10 protein-coding genes are annotated in these 18,416 nt (G+C 52.7%); 3 read left to right on the top strand and 7 right to left on the bottom strand.

All coding sequences use genetic code 11. The features are described 5' to 3' along the window. Positions 1-9: 9 nt before the first annotated feature. From FN828_RS12050 to FN828_RS12020, 7 genes are all read right to left on the bottom strand, one after another. Entirely contained in the window at positions 10-318 is a 309-nt protein-coding gene (locus FN828_RS12050; protein ID WP_142493731.1) for a helix-turn-helix domain-containing protein, read from the bottom strand. 152 nt (positions 319-470) lie between these two features. Further along, positions 471-2,132 carry a hypothetical protein gene (locus FN828_RS12045; protein WP_142493730.1) on the bottom strand — a complete coding sequence of 554 codons (1,662 nt, stop codon included), beginning with the start codon at positions 2,130-2,132 and terminating at the stop codon, positions 471-473. 193 nt (positions 2,133-2,325) lie between these two features. Further along, positions 2,326-3,615: an HlyD family type I secretion periplasmic adaptor subunit gene (locus tag FN828_RS12040; protein WP_142493729.1), complete on the bottom strand. Its 1,290-nt coding sequence runs from the start codon at positions 3,613-3,615 to the stop codon at positions 2,326-2,328. 65 nt (positions 3,616-3,680) lie between these two features. Next, a complete protein-coding gene (locus FN828_RS12035; RefSeq protein ID WP_142493728.1) occupies positions 3,681-5,411 on the bottom strand; it encodes a type I secretion system permease/ATPase in 1,731 nt (576 codons plus the stop codon). A 235-nt stretch (positions 5,412-5,646) separates the two neighbouring features. Further along, positions 5,647-5,880, bottom strand: a complete 234-nt coding sequence (locus FN828_RS12030) for a DUF6447 family protein (protein ID WP_142493727.1) — start codon at positions 5,878-5,880, stop codon at positions 5,647-5,649. 110 nt (positions 5,881-5,990) lie between these two features. Next, positions 5,991-6,770 carry a SapC family protein gene (locus FN828_RS12025; protein WP_268987210.1) on the bottom strand — a complete coding sequence of 260 codons (780 nt, stop codon included), beginning with the start codon at positions 6,768-6,770 and terminating at the stop codon, positions 5,991-5,993. A 123-nt stretch (positions 6,771-6,893) separates the two neighbouring features. Beyond that, complete coding sequence (locus FN828_RS12020) at positions 6,894-12,218, bottom strand: DUF4214 domain-containing protein (protein ID WP_142493725.1); 5,325 nt, start codon at positions 12,216-12,218, stop codon at positions 6,894-6,896. Positions 12,219-12,919: 701 nt separating this feature from the next. On the opposite strand from FN828_RS12020, the gene FN828_RS12015 reads away from it, so the two are divergent. The 3 genes from FN828_RS12015 (at position 12,920) to FN828_RS12005 (ending at position 17,801) form a co-directional block, all read left to right on the top strand. Then, the gene (locus tag FN828_RS12015) at positions 12,920-13,972 is read left to right on the top strand and encodes a class I SAM-dependent methyltransferase (protein ID WP_142493724.1); all 1,053 of its coding nucleotides are present in this window, start codon (positions 12,920-12,922) and stop codon (positions 13,970-13,972) included. Positions 13,973-13,978: 6 nt separating this feature from the next. Further along, on the top strand, positions 13,979-16,402 hold the full coding sequence (locus FN828_RS12010; RefSeq protein ID WP_142493723.1) for a glycosyltransferase: 2,424 nt from the start codon (positions 13,979-13,981) through the stop codon (positions 16,400-16,402). Between the two features lie 94 nt (positions 16,403-16,496). Then, entirely contained in the window at positions 16,497-17,801 is a 1,305-nt protein-coding gene (locus FN828_RS12005) for a glycosyltransferase family protein (protein ID WP_185959004.1), read from the top strand. Positions 17,802-18,416 lie beyond the last annotated feature (615 nt).

Here is an 18,416-nt window from a genome sequence, read left to right as displayed (position 1 = left end):
CGCTCAGGCTTACGCGGCATCTTCCTCATCAAAGAGGATTTGATACGTCATGGGATCGTAATGCTTAAGCAGGTTTTTCACAAAAACCTTCGGATCTTGCCCAAGAGCAGCCGCCCATTCTGCATATCGATGCGTCGGAATCTTCCCACGCCCATTTTCCAACTGCGAAATGAACGTATAATAATCCAAAGACAGCAGATCCGCGAGATCACGCTGGGACAGACCGCGGTCTTCCCTGAGTTCGCGCATCCACGTTCCCAGCGCTACGCGCTGTTCCTTCAATTCTTCCGGCGATGTCTTATGCGTCTCAGCTAACATTGTCATCCTCGCGGGCAGCGAATGAGGATTCTCGGACAAGAGAACCTATGGCAGATATACGTTCAGTAAAGCACTGTACACTACTGGCTTCTGAAGTGCAACGCCCCATAAGGATAGAGGCCAAACCCCTATTGACCAGGGCGACCAATCGATCAAATCAAGCCGAATTCCATGAAATCGGCTTTCAGACCAATGAAGGAAACCGTTCCCCCATCTCCCGTATCCCAGACCATTGAGGTCACTTCAGCGCCAGTATCAGCGTAAGCGGCCAGATCAACAAACACCAATTCGCTCACGCTGGAGACGAATTTGATATCATCGGAGCGTGCCAATTGACTATACACGAACTCCTTGGCCAGCGCATCGAAAGCGGCAAAGGCGGATGCCGCATCAACAACATCCGCGCCGCCACGCGCACTGCCAGTGTCCACACTGAGGATGGTTTGCTCAACCAGATTCAGGCTTTCACGACTGATATCAGTCCCAGCAAAATCGGACAAATAAGTAGCCCCGCCGAATTCGAGTGGCGCAACGTCAGCATCACTGAAGATATCGCGCATCAGGCTGACAATGATCCCCGACTTGGAAACCTCAATCAAGCTCTGTGCTGAAACAGATGCCGCATGAGGAAAGACCTCATCGCCACTGCCATCCAAAACAGCGTATTCCAGAGAGTTTTCAACCCCCTCTAATTTCTCAACCATCTCCGCCGGAGCTGCGGTCTCCGAGGCACCAATCACCTGGTGCTCCAAAAGTCCGACAAGCTGGGCGATTTGGGCGAAAAGAGCATCGGCATGCGCCGCCTCAACCGGATTCAGATTATCCGCGCCGCCGTCTGCGACAAACCTCGCCGCGACATCCGGCGACACGAAATCCATAATCGCCCCGATTGATTGGGCCAACACCGCAGCGGCAGGAGGGATATCCGCATCCTCGGGGGACACGCCTACGCCAACCTGCAGAACCGCAAGGATCACGGCCTTCCAGTGACTTTCCAAGATGAACCCGCTGGCAACAGCAATCGAGCCGAGCCCCAACATCATGCTAATAGGAGCTTGGCCACCAAGGGATGCCAGCGCCTTATGCTCATCGCCCTCCTGAGCACCGGACCATAGACCATGCTCTCCCTTGTCAAGCATCAGCTCCTTAGGAAGCCCCCCCTTCTCATGCTCCGCATTGAACGAGGCCAACCATGGCTCAACCATATCTGTATTTGGAGTCTCCTCCACGTCGTGCTTCGCACCAAAAACCAGAAGATCTTCAGAGCCGAAATACAGGCTCCAGACCAGCGCCGCGAGCATCACAGACGGATGCAAATAAAGCGCGTCACTGCTACGCAAACGGACAACCTTTGCAGGCCCCTCTGCCTCATCAGAGAGATGGCCAACCCGTTTGGAATTCGTGAAGCCGCTGACGAGATCGTCAAAGGATTGACCATTCAGCGGAGCCGTCAGGTTCGGACTATCCAGCCAATACAACCCATCGATCCGGCTCAGGTGGATAAAAACATCTCCTTCCATCGTGCAAAAAACGCACCATGGATCACCCTCATCACTGACACCACGATCAAGTTCTGTTTGGATATGTGCCGCATCCAGAAGGTGTTTGACCCGATAGATACTTGCCAGTTCCTGATTAGACCAATCCCGCGACGAAACATAACGGGATGGCGCAACATCTTTGTGCAACTGATCCGGTCTGGAAAATGAGAGCAGCCCATCATCGTCAAAAACCACAAGGTCAGCCTTCTCAGCAGTCTGCTGAGAGGCATAGGAAGCGACCCGTTGTTTTGGGAACGTCAGAATTTTCGTCATCTGCTGCTGCTTCTCTCAACCCACCACGCTCTATATCGAAGCGTAGAATTTCCCTCACGGACGATCAGTCCCTATCACATGGACCGAACCATACTTATCCACAGGCCGGAAGTATAAAGCAATTACGACATACCGGCCAGTCAACATTAATCTTCCACCGCCTAGTTCTTCAAACTATCGGCAACGATTTGCCTCATTCCTCAATCAGACTCTTTCGAATTGCATCCATTACAGGCGCAGCAAGATATGTCACCACACGGCGCTCCCCGGTCGCAATCACAGTATCCACTGGCATCCCTGCCGTAATCCGATCACGGATATCCTCCGGAATATCCTCATCCGGCACCTTGATCCGCGCCAGATAATAAGGCGGTGCATCACCACTTGAGGGTGTGATCACATCTCTTGAGACGGTCTCAACCTTACCCAGCACAATCGGCGTAAGGCGCGTCTTGAATGCCGAAAAACGCACTTCGGTTATCAGACCCGGATGAACGTTATCGATATCCGTCGGTGAAACCTGAGCCGTAATGATCATCTCATCATCATCAGGCACAAGCTCCATCAAGATATCACCAGGGCGGATGACCGAGCCAAGTGTATGCACCTTCAGATTCTGAATATTTCCGGCTTCCGGTGCGACAATCTCAGTACGCAACAACACATCTTCGACGACTTTTCCGCGCTCTTTCAACTCGGAAATCTCCGCCCGAACCTTCTCCAGGTCGGTATTCGCACGTTCCCGATACTGCTGTTTGGCTTGCAAAAGCTCCAGCTCGGTCACACTCACCGCATTTTTGGCTTGAGCAATCTCAGATACGATGCGCCCCAAATTAGCCTCAATATCGATCAACTCATCACGCCGCTGTGAAAGCAAGTTGCTTTGTACCAGCCCCTTCTCCTCGCCGCTTGTCATGCGCTCTACCAGACTTTGGTAGTTTTCCAGACGCCTTTCGAGTGCAGACTTCTGCATACCCAGACCATCGATCTGCTCTTTGGTCTGCGCAATACGACTCTCAAAAATCTCAACCTGAGACTGCAGAATATTGCGACGGTCTTCGAACAACTCCTGCTGATCCATCAGCGCCGCTTTCACTGCTGTGGAAAGATCACCCGAGAATTCTTCAGGAAACTGCACGTCCTCTTCGACGTTCCGCTCCGCCAACAAACGCGCTTCCGTGATGCGCGCCACACTAAGGCGCAATTGGATCACATCCAGATTTGAGCGCGCCTCAATATTGTTCAGGCGCAGCAAAACATCTCCTTGCTTCACCTGATCCGCTTCACGCACCAAAATCTCCTCGACGATCCCACCCTCCAGATGTTGGATGACTTTCCGATTGCTATCGAGAGTAATGGTGCCCGGAGCAACGACAGCACTATCGAGCTTAGCAACGGAGGCCCATCCTCCGAGAACTCCAAATGTGAGAAACACCACAATGCTGCCTGCAATAACGACAGGCCGTATGCTCTTGCCCTTCATTCAGGCTTCTCCTCGCGTTCTACGCAACACAGACATGTTCGGCCGAAGGCCATATCCACGCCCGATCAGGTCTTCTGAAGTTTGAGAACAGGCTGCGGACCCACAGGCGTATCGGCAACAGCGCTCTTCTCAGCCTTAGGCTGAAAAAGCTCTGTTGTAGGACCGAATTTTTCAACGGCCCCATCAACCAGCATCAACGTCTTATCCGATACCGAAAGCAAACTGGTCTTATGTGTCACCAGTACAATCGTAGCGCCACGTGCCTTCAACTCCGCGATGCAGGTGAGCAGAGCCTGCTCGCCCCGGCTATCAAGATTTGAATTCGGCTCATCCAAGACAATAAGCTTGGGCATACCATATACAGCACGTGCCAAACCCACACGCTGTTTTTGCCCACCAGAAAGCGATCCGCCTCCAACACCAACACTCGTCTCATACCCATCGGGCAACTTCTGAATCATCTCATGTGCACCCGCAAGATCTGCGGCCGCAACAATCTCGGCATCCTTGGCACCATCCTGAAAGCGCGCGATATTTTCCGCGACAGTTCCCGCAAAGAGCTGCACATCCTGCGGCAGATACCCCAAATGCGCGCCCAGTTGCTCAGTGTCCCAATGACCGATTTCAGTGCCATCCAGACGCACGGTGCCACCTGCAGGCTGGACCGCACCAACCAGATGCCGCACCAAGGTCGACTTGCCAGAGCCGCTCGGTCCGATCAGAGCCAGCACTTCACCCGGTTCCAGACTGAAACTTACGCTCTTCAACAGCGCTTCACGGGTACCGGGGCGGAATGCAATCAGCTTTTCAACGTCAATTTTGCCTTTCGGTGTTGGCAGCGCTGTCCGAGCCTTATCCTCAGGGAAACTATCAAAAAGCGCCGTCAACCGGCGATGTGATTGTCGTGCAGCAATAAATTGCTTCCATTGCCCTACAGACTGCTCAACCGGTGCCAGTGCCCGCCCCATGATGATGGATGCTGCAATCATGATCCCCGGCGAAATTTCCCGCATCAACGACAAATAAGCACCAGTCGCCAAGATCATGACCTGCAATGTCATACGGATAAACTTAGAGGATGACATAACCATGCTGCCACGACTGCTCGCAACGGCCTGATCAGCCAGCATCTTGTCATGCTGGTCCTGCCAACGCTTGGAAAGCGGACCTTCCATTCCCATAGCACGGATAACTTCGGCATTCTGTGTGGTCGTGGATGCAAAATGCCGCGCACCCTGTCCCGATTGCCCGGCTGATTGCAAAAGCTTGCGCGTGCCAAATTCATTCAGCAAAGCCAGAATGAAAATCACAACAGCACCGCCTGTTGCCACCAATCCCAACCAAGGATGGAATGCAAAACACAAAGCCAAGAACAATGGCACCCAAGGGGCATCGAAAAATGAGATGATACCCTGACCCGTCAAAAATTCCCTGACCTTATCGACATCGGTCAGGGCCACATGCCCACCCGACCCTGGGGCTGCAATCTGTTGTTTTACCACGCGATGGAAAACCGGCTTTGCCAGAACCTCATCGAACTGCATGCCAGCCCGGATCAAGAGCTTGGAGCGGATGAAATCCAGCACCCCGAAGCTGATCAACAAACTGACAGCAATGATCGTAAGCATAAGCAGGGTAGTTTCGTTCCGGCTCGACAACACCCGATCATAAATCTGGAGCATGTAGAGCGGTCCCACGAACATCAACAGGTTCAGAAAAAAGCTGAAAACCATCGTGGCTATGAATGCAGCTCTGAATTTTCCGTATGCTGTTTTCAATGAATTTTTTTCTGCCATACGCCCCTGCTCCAGTACACGCTGTACTTCAAGATACCATATTTTTAACGGCCGAGCACCAGCATCTCACTGGTGCCAGAGCCATATATGATCTACGCCATTCTGTATATAGGCTAAAACTTGCCACATCTTTGGTGAGGCATTGGTGCCACCCCCAAAGTTCGAGATAGAGAGTGCGCTCTTCTTACCCAAAGCAGGCCAGCTTTGACGCGTGTCAAAGCTGGCCTCTAATCTGTCAATGTTCGGTTGCAGGCTTCTCTGCCAGCATCGTCTTCAAAGCCTGCGCGTAGGCTGCACGAGCCGTGCGGAAAATTGCCAGCTGCTGCTCAAGACGCAGAATTTCTTGATCCGTGGAGCGCAGGTTCACGATTTGCTGACGCGCATCTTTCGACAGCTGATCTGCTTCATAATCCACACCATCAATCTTCACTGTGCGTACTGTCTTACCGGGTTTTGCTGCTTTAGCCATTTTCCTTGCCTTTCATCAAAAGTATGCCAAATCTCTCAAAACAAGGGTCTATTCTTTCAGATGCGACAAGCCAAGTGCCATCTGAACAAAGAGACAAGAGGACGCTACCGTCAAAAGCTGATCATTTCATCATCAGACAGATCGAAACTTGGCTTGGGCCCGGATGGCCGCGTTACTTTCCGCTCCCCAGCCTCCTGACGCATCAGATAAGAAGCTCGCTCCATCAAAATACTGACATGCTTCATGCTCATGGGTTGTGACAGAGCAAAGGTCAAAATACCGTTATCCTTGAGATATGCGAGCTTTTGTCCCGACAAACTCAAAAGTCGCTCAGGATCAATCTTGTACAATCCAGGAATTCCAACAGGATCTGTATCCTGTTGCATACGTATCTTGAGATCCCATTCGGCAAACAAGCCTTCCTGTTCCAAGATATGGCATCCCCGTAGTGTCCTCTGATGAGCCACTTCCATCTTTTCTAATATCGAGAAGTACTTCTGAACAGTTTCTGTATACTCCCCATCCTGATCAAAAATAGGATGCCCTTCGGGGGTCGATGCGGAAACAAGGTGCTCCTTGGCAAGATGCAAACACTGTTTCCCTTGCTCAGAAAGTTCCAACCGAAATGGATATCCCTGCAAACAAAGCGGCTGATAGCGCGACATCCACTTCCCGTCGCGACGGACATAAAGGTTCCTCCCAAAACCAATATCCGTCAACACAATAGGCTCAAACCCGGCCTCCCCTTTACGAAAAGCCAACACATATTGTCCAATAATGGACGCCAGCTCAGTAATGAGCACTGGAAATGATGTTGTCGCCAAAAACGGTTTGAAGTCAGTACGTGGCACGAAAAACATATCCGCGTGGACGGCATGGGATATTGCCACAGATGGGAAATTTAACAAAACAGTTCTCCCTATATTCAAGCGCAAGGCCCCACTTTCCAGCGGGGCCTTGCCAATTCTCTCCTATGAATGCGACCCCCACAAGGGAGGATCGCACCTCATAGATTAGAAGTTCAAGTTGTCGACGTCGATCGAAGTGATCGCACCGATTTCGGTGGCGAACTCGACGGTAGCCACGTGATCCACGGCCCAAGCCTGACCAGCATCCTGGTCGACGTCTTGGACATAGTAGATGTCTGCGGTGTCGAAGGCACCATCATTGTCGGTATCGTAGGCGGTGATCACAACGCGGGCACCATCGTCAAAGACTTCGATACCTGCATCACCAGAGCCGCTTTCCACAATGTGGCTTGCATCGAGCACGAAACCATCATCGACAGCGACCACAGCAACTTCCTTGTACTCATCAATGAAGGGAATGATGAAGAAGTCATAATCGATGTTGCTGACATTGCTGATGTTACCACCAGTCCAATCACCATACCCGATGTCATCATCGTTGCTCAGACCTGGTTCATCGTCGGTCACAAATGCGCTAAAGTCGAGGATATCCTCATCACCAGCGCCGCTACCTTCCATGTTGAACCCAGTGATCACGTCAACACCGTCGTTTGCCGAACCGGTATAACCGGCATCGTCAACACCGTGCTGCGTGAAGTTCTGAGTCGTACCGGCAGCCACTTCCTGCTGTGCATCGTAAACAATGTTACCGAAGATAATGCTATCTTCACCACCGTTTACATCATCCAGCAGCGTAACGTTGTCGATACCCAGACCAGTATCAATGGACGAAGTCTCATCGCCACGGACAGTTACCGTGATCGAGTCATCGCCATCACCACCGTTGACCTCAGCATTTGCCGAAGTCCAACCGGCAGCCACTTCAACAGAGATGACATCATCACCCGAGCCACCGTTGACGATTGCACCGTCTTCAGCGAACACGGAGATCGAGTCGTCACCGCTACCGCCCATGACAGAAGCAAACCCGTCCGCATCAACAGTGATGGTATCGTTACCCGAACCACCATCAATCGTCACGTCACCATCCTGCGTCGTGGTTGCATTGATGGTGTCAGCCAGATCACCCGTCGAAATGTTGGTGTCGTCGTCAGTCACCGAGGTAACATTGTCAACACCAGCAAATACGCCAGTACCACCGGTATACGAGAAGGTCTCAACGTTGGAGGCGATACCGCCACCCACATTAACAGTCTTCGTACCTGTCTGAGCGCTAACTTCGAGCTCATCAACATTGGTCACGGTCAGGTTATCGTTACCACCATTCAGAACAACGAGGGCATCGCCATCTGGACCCTGACGATCATTGTCCAGAACGATGTTGTTGTTGTTGTTACCGGTATCGACCACTTCCTCGATATCAAAGAGCTGAACCGTCGCCAGACCACCAGCGGCAGCCATAATATCCGAATCCAACTGTACATAGTTGTTGTTGTTGGTATCCGGACGACCCGTGATGGTCATGGTGTTACCATCTGTACCAATGATGGTACGGACCACGGCATCGGCGTTGCCTTCGAGGTAGATGGTTTCGATATCAGTTGCCATGATATCGTCGTCATCTTCCACTTCAGCCACATCGTCACCAGCGCCACCGTCGACATAGTAGTCGCCGTCGTCACCTTCGGTTTCGAAGAAGTCGTCGCCGCCGTTCAGGAAGTAGCCTTCATCCCAATCCGAGCCAATTGCTTCCATTTCTTCCAGATTGTCGTTGCCAGCACCGGTCCGAACAGTGTTCAGATCGCTGTCACCACCGGTCAGAGCACCGCCGAGACCTTCCATCTCAACGTTCATACCGGTGTCGAAGACAAGCTCTTCGAAGCCAACCAACTCAGGGGAATTGATCTGGCTGTGGAACGACTCGTCCGGGTCGGAAACCGTGACGTTGTCCAGATACAGGACGTCCTGACCACCGATACCGCCATCTGCGCTATCTGCATCTTGCAGTTCGCTCAGGCTATCAGCCCAGAAGATATCGGACACATCATCACGACCTACCAAGCTATCGGTGTTTTCAGTGAAGACCAGACGCTGCACAACCATGATCGACGCCAAACCACTCGGGTTGTAGTCGGTCACACCATAATCAGGCTCCGTCACCAGAACACCATCGATGTAAATCTCGGCATTCGCAACGTTTTCAATGATCACGTCATTGGTTGCGGAGTTGTTCCAAATGCTCGGATCCAGTTGGATATGAACCGCACTGCCTTCCGGCACATCGGGGTCAACTCGAATGATCAGCGGTGCGTTACCGGTGGTCTGGTTGATCACACGATCATTCAGCTCAATGTCCCAGATTTGAGAGTCATTCGATGCCGACATCAGCTCGATGATTTCCAGACCATTCACATTCCGCAAATCTGCGGCGGTGATTTGGGCACCGTCGATCACTTGCAGAGTGTCCAGAGCCGAGTGATTAGTATCAGCACTGTAATCATAGTCGAGGATCAAACGGCCATTAATAGACGCGTCGTCCGCAACGATGATGTCACGAATGTTGCCGCCTTGCAGTTCGAACGAACGGCCCGAACCAATGCTCAGCGGTACATCAGTGATGTCAACAGTCTGGGAACCAGCCACTTCAGCATAGAAGTCTACGGTATCGGTGTTGTCACCAGCCGCAAATTGCTGCCCCGACATGCTTACGACATCGGCATCGCCATCGGCATTCTCATCCACAAAGTGAATCGAGCTTACACCATTTGCCAGCAGGTAGTCATTCAGGCTGTTGCCACTGTAGTTGAAGTACTGAGTCGCAATCGAGTTGTAATCCGCGCGCGACATACCATTGCTCAGATACGCAAAGCTACCATTCCCAACGGGAATAGCCGGTAGGCCAATTTCATCAGCCTGCGTAGTTTGCACGGTGATATGCTTGTCCTGAGCGGTGTCGAAATTGTCCGACGTCAGACGCAAATTAAAGTTGGCCTCACGCAGATCAAAAATCTCGATGCTTTGCGTGCTGCTCGTTTCCGATGCACCAACGCGACCGCCCTGCAGAGTACGTTCAGAGTTATGCAGGATCAGAGTGTCGATGCCTTCGTTGCCGTTGATAGCATCATCAGCCGACAGCTCATCAGCATTCAGCTCCATAGCGTCGTTACCGGCGCCGAGATCAGCCAACAAGAAGTGATCGCCGTTCACGCCAACATAGTCATCGCCGTCACCAGCATTGATCGTGGTTTGACGATCTTCGATGGTATTATCGATGTTGTTGTCGGGAACGCGCGAACCTTCAATGTAGAACCAGTCATCACCCGCACCGAGGTCGATGTCATGCACGCCATCACCTAGGATGGTGCCCGTGTCATTGCCGTCACCCATCGAGATGATGTGACCGAAACGACCACCCGCAGACGCATCGCCATCACCAGCAATCAACAGCTGGTCATCACCTGCACCCGTGTCAACGGTCTGATCGCCATCACCCATGATATTGACGAGGTCATCGCCGTCACCGCCAGTAACGACCTGATCACCGTTGCCGTTGATGATGATGTCATCATCGCCGTCACCGCCATCAACGATGTGGTCGCCGCCCTGGTTTGCAACCAGAGTGTCGTGACCGTCGCCCAGCAGAACTTGGTAATCGTTGTCCAGATTTTCGACGTCTTTGGTGAAGATGTCAGCTTGGCCATCCAGATCAACGTAGTCGTTACCTGCACCGGCATCGATGAAGCTCTGGCCATCATTGTAAGCAGTGGTGCTCAGATCGTCGACATTGCCATTGACGTAGAGTTCGTCATTGCCATCACCCAGCAGAACTTGCTGTACACCAGTTGCATTCAGAACAACGGTATCATCACCGCCCTGAGTAGCAACGTTCAGATGACCGAAAACGTCTTGACGCTGATAGCCGGTGTCCGAGGCATTGCCCACACGCAGCACATCATCACCATCTTGGAAGATGAAAGTGCCATTGGTGTCACCGGAAACATCCACACGGTTGTCGCCCATGGAACCCAGAACAGTCAGATCGCCAACAACGTTGAACAGAGTCTGGGGATCGCCAACATCAGGCAGCGCAACGCGCTCACCCTGACCGATCAGGTCAACGATGAAGTCACCATCCAGAGTCGATGCATCAACATCGTTCAGGTTTTCATCTAGGAAATGCTCGATTTCCAAGTCGGCATCGCCGGTCACGTTCAACTCGTTGAAGGACGCGCCAACTTCCAGACGATGGATGTAGTTGAAGGTCGTGGAGTTCACCTGGCTGCGATCCAGCGAGGTCAGGTTCACGATATCGACGTCCGAGCGACCGCCATCTTCGTTGGCCAGAATGATATCCGAGCCATCGACTTCTTGCACCAGAATGTCAGCTGCATCATCCAAGCCGCCACCCAGAGTCGCGTAAGCGTTGGTGTCGTAGGTGTACAGATGATCAACATCGGTATCGATAATTTCGATATCGGTGCCATTAACGTTTTGAATGTCGCGGAATGCAACAACCGGCATCCAAGGCGTGAACGGAGCGTTCACAGTGGTCTGGAACGAACGCAGGGTCGAGTAACCATCAGCATTCGACAGATCAATCGTGATGTCCTGAGTGTAGTCAATGTTCGGACCATTGACTTCAACAGTCTCGATATTCGACAGAGTCGGAGCTACGAACAGATCACCCGAACCAGCCGAAACCGACACTTTCAGAATGTCGTCACCAGCGCCACCGTCCAGATCGTCACTGTTGTTAAGCGTCGCTTCGTTGCCCAGAATGGTGTCATTGCCGTCACCGCCGACAACCACGTCAGTGGTGCTGGTCAGGATGAAGGTCTCATCATCAGGGGTCACAACGCCGTAGTCACCAATGAAGGCATCGGTCGCTGCTTTCGAAGCAGCCAGATCGTCCGCGCCGAAGCCGTCATTGCCGGCACCATCAACGGCAGCTTTGGCCGCAGCCATTGCTTCCGGGTCATTGGTGATCGGATTTGATTCAGTCCCGATACCGTTTTCTGCAGCCTGCTGGCTGAAGTAGGTTGCGGCTTCAATCTTGTTGCTCAGGGTGTCGATATCGCCACCAACTGCACCTTCGATGATCGCCATTACGATCTCACCGGTCGGCAGAGTGCCAGCGCTTAGAACGCCCGCCCAGAAATCCAGACCAGCCTGATCAGGCACACGATCAAACAGGTTCAGGTAAACCTGAGTGATGAAGTTGGTCGCGGAAGCCAGGTTCGGCGATTCGAAGAAGGGATAAGCTGCCTTGGTCTCAGCTTGGGTCGCAAAATCATTTGCAATCCCGGCCAAGCTCAGACCAGCGTCGCCATCCGCGTCGCCATCCAGATGCTCCTGATACAGGTCCAGCCAGAATTCGAAGCCGTACGGATCAGCCGCACGTGTATAATAGCCAATGTAAATAGCCTGAATCGCCTGACCGGCGGATAGGCTAGCAAGAGAATACGCCATGAGTACCTTCCTCTATCGTTCGGAGCGGCATTGCCCCTAAAGATCTCTCAACTCTTCTGCGCCCACAAAGCACAAGAAGCCCTTTGCGGGCGCAGATCACCAACGTTATACCTATCGAAAGATAATCAAACAAGCTTTTTGTATAGTAAATTATATACCGATGAGAGTTTAAATAACCATTTGATAATAAATGATTTTGATATCTCATCATCTCCCGGAATTATGTGATTTTCCTGCAACTGACCCAGAAAAAAGAACCTCGGCCACGCCACTTTTGCAGAGGCAAGCCTCTCCCAGATTCACGCTCAGGCTGGCCGATTTCCCCCCCCAAGCGACCACAACCCACACCCTCGAGTACCCTCCACTCCCCACACATCGCGGAGAAACCACATCCTAGACAGCACAATATCCGCCACACCCTTGCCGGGGCGTTACGCGTCATTTAATCGAAAGAGCGACGATACACCCCTGCGATAGCAAGAACGGCGAGAGGAATGACCGTGCCCCCACCCGAACAGGCTGCCCAATCGGACAATGACGCGCTCCCTCCTTCTGTCGTAGATGCTTATCACCCCAAGATGGCGGAACGCCTGCAGGCCCCACTCCCCAAACAGGCTTTGGCCACGCCCCCCCAACGAAAGGGGCAGACACGACGCATAAAGAAATCATCCCCGGTGTCAGCGGGGAACAGGAGAGCCAAAATGAAGCCCCTCAAACGCCTCGAACGCTACATCACGGCTTTCTTCAAGCTCGGTCGCACCGAATGGATGGCCAAACAATCATTTCGGATGTTCGGCGATGTTGAGAAACGCCTCGATCATGCTGAAGGCCACGGTCGATCCCTGCAACACAGCATAGACGAACTACGCGGCCAACTAGAATGGCTGAAACACGATCTGGACAAACGCGTCTCAATTGAGGCTGGCAGAGCATCAGGGGAGAATGCCGCTCTGGCTCGCAGCATCAGCGACATTACCCGCCGCCTCGACACCTATTTCGCAATCGCTCCGGCGCATAGCGCAAGCCCGACCACCACCATCCACACCCCTCATAGTGCTCTGACGGCAGAAGGCTTCTCCAGCTTCAAGGACACCTTCTACTATCGCCTGGAGCAAAAGTATCGCGGGTCACGGGAGGAAATCGCGAACAGATTGCGCGTTTACCTGCCTGATGTGGAGGCCGCAATTGCTAGAACGGATGGAATGCCTGCGCTGGATATCGGTTGCGGGCGCGGCGAATGGCTTGAATTGCTCAAACATATGGATATTGATGCCAAGGGCATCGACATTAATGCAGCTCAACTAGAAGATGCACGCACACAAGACCTCAACGTAGAGCTTGCTGATGTCTTCGATTTCCTGAGTGCTGCCACAGACAACAGCCTGTCGGTCATCTCCGCACATCATGTCATAGAACACCTGCCCTTCGACATGGTTGCCTGGATAACACGCGAAGCAATGCGCGTTCTCGCTCCTGGAGGATTGTTGCTCTTCGAAACTCCCAATACCCGAAATATTCTGGTCGGCGCGACAACCTTCCACACTGACCCCACACACCTCAAGCCAATGCCGGAGCAGGTATTGGGCGTCTTGTTTGAAACCGCAGGCTATCATCCCGTCGACATCCGACAATTGAGCCCCCATGAGCGACTGGATGAATTTCTGGCCAATCCCGATTTTAATGACGAACTGGCATTTTTGCTGTTTGGCCCCCAAGACTTGGCAATTCTGGGGACAAAACCCTGCAAGGAGTAACAAGTGATGCGTATCGGTATCCTGAGAACACAAGTTCCCTTTGTCAACGGTGGAGCGGAACGTCACGCGGCCAGTCTTTGCGCTGCTTTAAATCAATACGGCCACGAGGCCGTCGAGATCACACTACCCTTTAAGTGGTATCCGGGAAAAACACTCGCCAGCAACATTCTGGCCGCAAAAATGCTCGACCTTTCCGAAGTCGAAGGGGTTCCCGTGGACATGGTGATCGGGTTGAAATTCCCCGCCTACCTTATACCACATCCTAACAAGCTATTCTGGATCATCCACCAACACCGTCAGGCATATGATCAGTGGAAACTAGGCAACTCCGATCTTCTGCACGATGATCAAGGCGGTGCCCTTAGGCAATTGATCCACGAAGAAGATCGACTGGCCTTCACGCAGAGCCCCCATCCCATTTATGCGAATTCAAAGAATGTCGCCCAACGGATGCAGGAGTTTCTTGGGATCGCATCCACCGCGCTTTATCATCCCCCGCCACTTGCCGATTTGATGCGCATGGGAAGCTATGGTGACTACCTCTTCGCTCCCGGACGAATCAATCCCTCAAAGCGTCTCGAACTGATCCTCCGGGCCTTGGCAGAAACGCGATCAAAAATGCGTTTGGTCATTGCTGGCGTGCCCGAAAACCCCGCCTATCAGGAAAAGCTCTATAAAATGTCTCTGGAGCTCGGAATATCGAGCCAGGTGGAGTGGCTGGGTCCAGTAGATGATGACACGCTTCTGGAAAAGTACGCAGGAGCGAAAGCCGTCGTCTTTGTCCCCCAAGACGAGGACTATGGCTATATCACGCTTGAGGCTATGCTCTCTGCAAAGCCTGTTATCACGGTCAGCGATGCCGGCGGCCCTCTGGAATTCATCACCCACAAAGAGAACGGTCTGATTGCAGACCCAACGCCCCGATCTCTCGCACTCGCCTTCAATGAGGTCATGGAAGGCGGCACGGACGCAGAGCAAATGGGCCTCAAAGGACATACCCGCTACCATGCTCTTAACATCCATTGGGAGCATATCGTCAGAACGCTGACTGGCCACGCGAACTCCTTGCCCGAAGAATCCAAACTGCCGCTTACAGCCAGCTCAGCAACCGCTGAGGAAGCCAAGGAGCCAGAGCAGCGGGACCCGCAAGATGCTGCAGTGGAAAAACTCCAAGCCGCTATTGCTCCCCCACCGCCACCAACGGGCTACCCCTTCAAATCCATCACGGATGTCTTGAGCGCCTATGCCTTCGAAGAACTCCCCAAGCAAATAGGGAAACCCGAAACCCCTGTCGATCCGGGCCTTGCAGGCTACCTTGGCGCGCACTGGACCCGCTTCGAAACCACTTTAAACATGTTGCAGAGCACAACCCCCAAGCGAGCTCTGGATGTTGGCGTCTTCCCACCTTTGGTCTTTCAGGCCATGCTCGCCAACAAGTTCCCTGACATTGAAATGTGCGGTCTATGGGAAGGGCCCAACCCCTACCGTCAACACATCGAAAGCCGCAGTCCCAGTTATCCAAACTTTGATATCAGGTTGGAACCGGCCAACAGCGAACGAGATCGGTGGCCCTACGACGACGAAAGCTTCGATCTGGTAACAGGTATGGAAATCCTGGAACATCTGGCGCTTGACCCTCATTTCTTCTTCTCCGAAGCATCGAGAGTCTTACAGCCCAATGGCTATTTGCTGCTGACGACACCAAATGTCGTCAGCCATCGCGGGGTTTGGAAGATGCTCAATGGCATCGCGCCATATTCATTTGGAATTTTCGTACCGTCAGGCGGCGTCTATGGCCGCCACAACCGTGAATACGCCCCGCCAGAGCTGGTGCGCCTTGGTGAAGCCGCTGGCTTTGAAATGGAGCGCCTGAACACATTCGATGTCTACGACCGCAATGTCGATCCCGCCACAGCGGAAATGCTGGAATCTCGCGGCGACGACCTGACACTTCGTGGCGAAACCATCTTCTATCTCGCACGTAAAGTGGGAAAGCCTACAACCCCACCGGAAAACTTCTATCATGGCAATCCTGTACTTATGTCAGCCGAATTCAGTCACTACGACACGGAGGAGAAAACCGGGCTGACGCATCTTGGGTTGAAAAACAAATCCTCTGCCTGGTGGCCGATCAAAGGGGACCGCGCAACGTGCCTGCTCGCCGAATGGATCGATCCTAATGGGGATCTTCGCCACCAGCACTTGTTCCAGCCATTCACAAGCCCGATTGGCCCGAATGAGATGAGGGATTTTTCCATCAGATTGCTCCCAGCAGACCAGAACACCGCCAGCGGCCTGCTCCGACTCCACGCTTTTCAGCAAGGTGTCGGTGTTTTCACAGGCAGCGGGCGCGCCGCCCCCATCACTCTGCCATGCACAGAAAGCGCATTTCTGCACCTTGTGCGTTCCGTTCCCACGACGAGTGCCTAGCAAGAAAGCACATATCTTTTTCCGAGCTGAGAGTACCAACATTAAAGAACGCCACGCCAGGGCCTCTCCCCCCTAATGTAAAGGAATCCGCTCCATGAGCGACCGCAGCAAACCACGGGTACATTGGGTTTCCCCTCTCCCTCCGGCAGAAACGGATATCGCCCATTACACACAGCGCATTCTCCCAGATTTATCAGCACGCACCGATCTGATCCTCTGGACTGATGCTGAGCGGTGGGATCGAAATCTGGAGCAATATTGCGAGGTCCGACGGCTAGATCCGGACACCATTACCCCGAAGGATTTTGCTTCGGCCGGAACGATCAAGAACGCAGCGGATCCAATCTTTATCCACATCGGAAACTCTTGGGTGTTTCACAGCGGCCTGCTTCGGCTCGCCCGACGCATTCCTTCCATTATTGTCTTGCATGATCTGGCAATTCAGGAGCTTTGCTACGAAGCCATTCTCAATGGGTTGTTCGACAAAGAGGCATATTTACAAGATATGGAGCTTTGGCATGGAGATCGGGGACGGGACCTTGCAGCACAGCTATTTGATGGCAAAGTGCGCGCATTGGACGTAGCCTCTCTCGCCCCCGGATTTGAATTAACACTCAAAAATGCGATAGCAGTCCTCGCTCATACCCCGGCCGCTTTCGAAGCCGTTCGGAGCAAGGCAACAACACCCGCCTATCTTCTTGATTTACCCTTTCAACCCCACAAAAGAGCCCCCTCCCCACGCCGTCACACCACTGGCCCCCTAAAGTTTGTACAGTTTGGCTACATTGGCCCAAATCGGCGTCTGGAACAGGTCCTGGAAGCACTCGCCCCTTTACGTGACGAAATCCCATTCGAATTCGATATCATGGGAAATGTCTGGAACCCAACTCACATCAACGACCGTATCCACGCCCTCGGATTGGAAGAATGTGTAAAAATCCGAGGCTTTGTAGAAGAGCGTCAGCTTGATGCGGCGTTAGCCTCCGCACATCTTGTGTTTAATCTACGATACCCGACAATGGGTGAGGCATCAGGCAGCCAGCTACGTATCTGGAATGCCTCGGCAGCTGCAGTTGTCTCCGACTTAGGCTGGTATGGCTCTCTTCCCACAGAAACCGTATTCAAAATTTCTCTGGACGACGAACGAAACAACTTACAAGCACTGGTCAGACGTCTTGCAGAAAACCGTGAAATCAGTCACGCGATCGGAGCCGCCGGACGCACTCATCTGGAACAATATCATACACCGGCAAGATACGCAGAAGCGATTGCCTATGTCGCAAGCAACTTTTCCAAAGATGCAAGACAAGCCCTTCTCGGGCAAGCCGCGCACAACGCATTGCAGCACTCTGTCGCCAGTCAGGAGCTTCTTCGCAATGTCCTTGCAGAAATTGATTGAAGGCGTTCGACATAATCTATCAATCCTGCATTCTGCTTGCCAAACCTATCAATAGAGACCATCACTGCACTGCAGCGAACGCACTTGGAGCCTGTTGCTTTTGGCTTTGTGACCCTCGCCAACCGGTCAATTATTACCTCGTTTGACCTGTAGCGCCCACAACCAGCCGATCCGCATTCAGAATCTCATAGAAGTGTTCACTGGTACGCATACATGTACCACCTAAGCCTCGGGTAAGTGGTCCACTTGCCCGAGGCTTAGGATGTTGCTGCCAAGACACCGTGTGCAAAGATTTTGCACACACCACAGAGGGTAACCTTTACCCAGCAGTTCCTATCTGCAACACCTGTGAGGCTCTTCTGCCTCGCTCTCTCATAAATCGGGGCCGAAGGTCCGCCTACGTAATAAACGAGTCCCTATATGTAGGTCGCTTTGAGCAGTGTCCGTGAGTCCTCATCCCCAATACTGGTTCCGGACACCGCTCTTCCTAACCATATTCACCGTGAAATACTCGAACAACGTAAGCTTACGCCGAGGGCCGTCTGGCGGGCTGATTTCGCGAGGGTTTAACGAGTGTCCTTATGGACGCACACGAAGACACCCCCCGCATTGAAG

The sequence above is a fragment of the Thalassovita litoralis genome (genome assembly GCF_900182725.1).
Classification (GTDB): domain Bacteria; phylum Pseudomonadota; class Alphaproteobacteria; order Rhodobacterales; family Rhodobacteraceae; genus Thalassobius; species Thalassobius litoralis.
The sequence above is the reverse complement of the archived record's forward strand: the minus strand, read 5'-3'. Positions and strand labels throughout refer to the sequence as shown.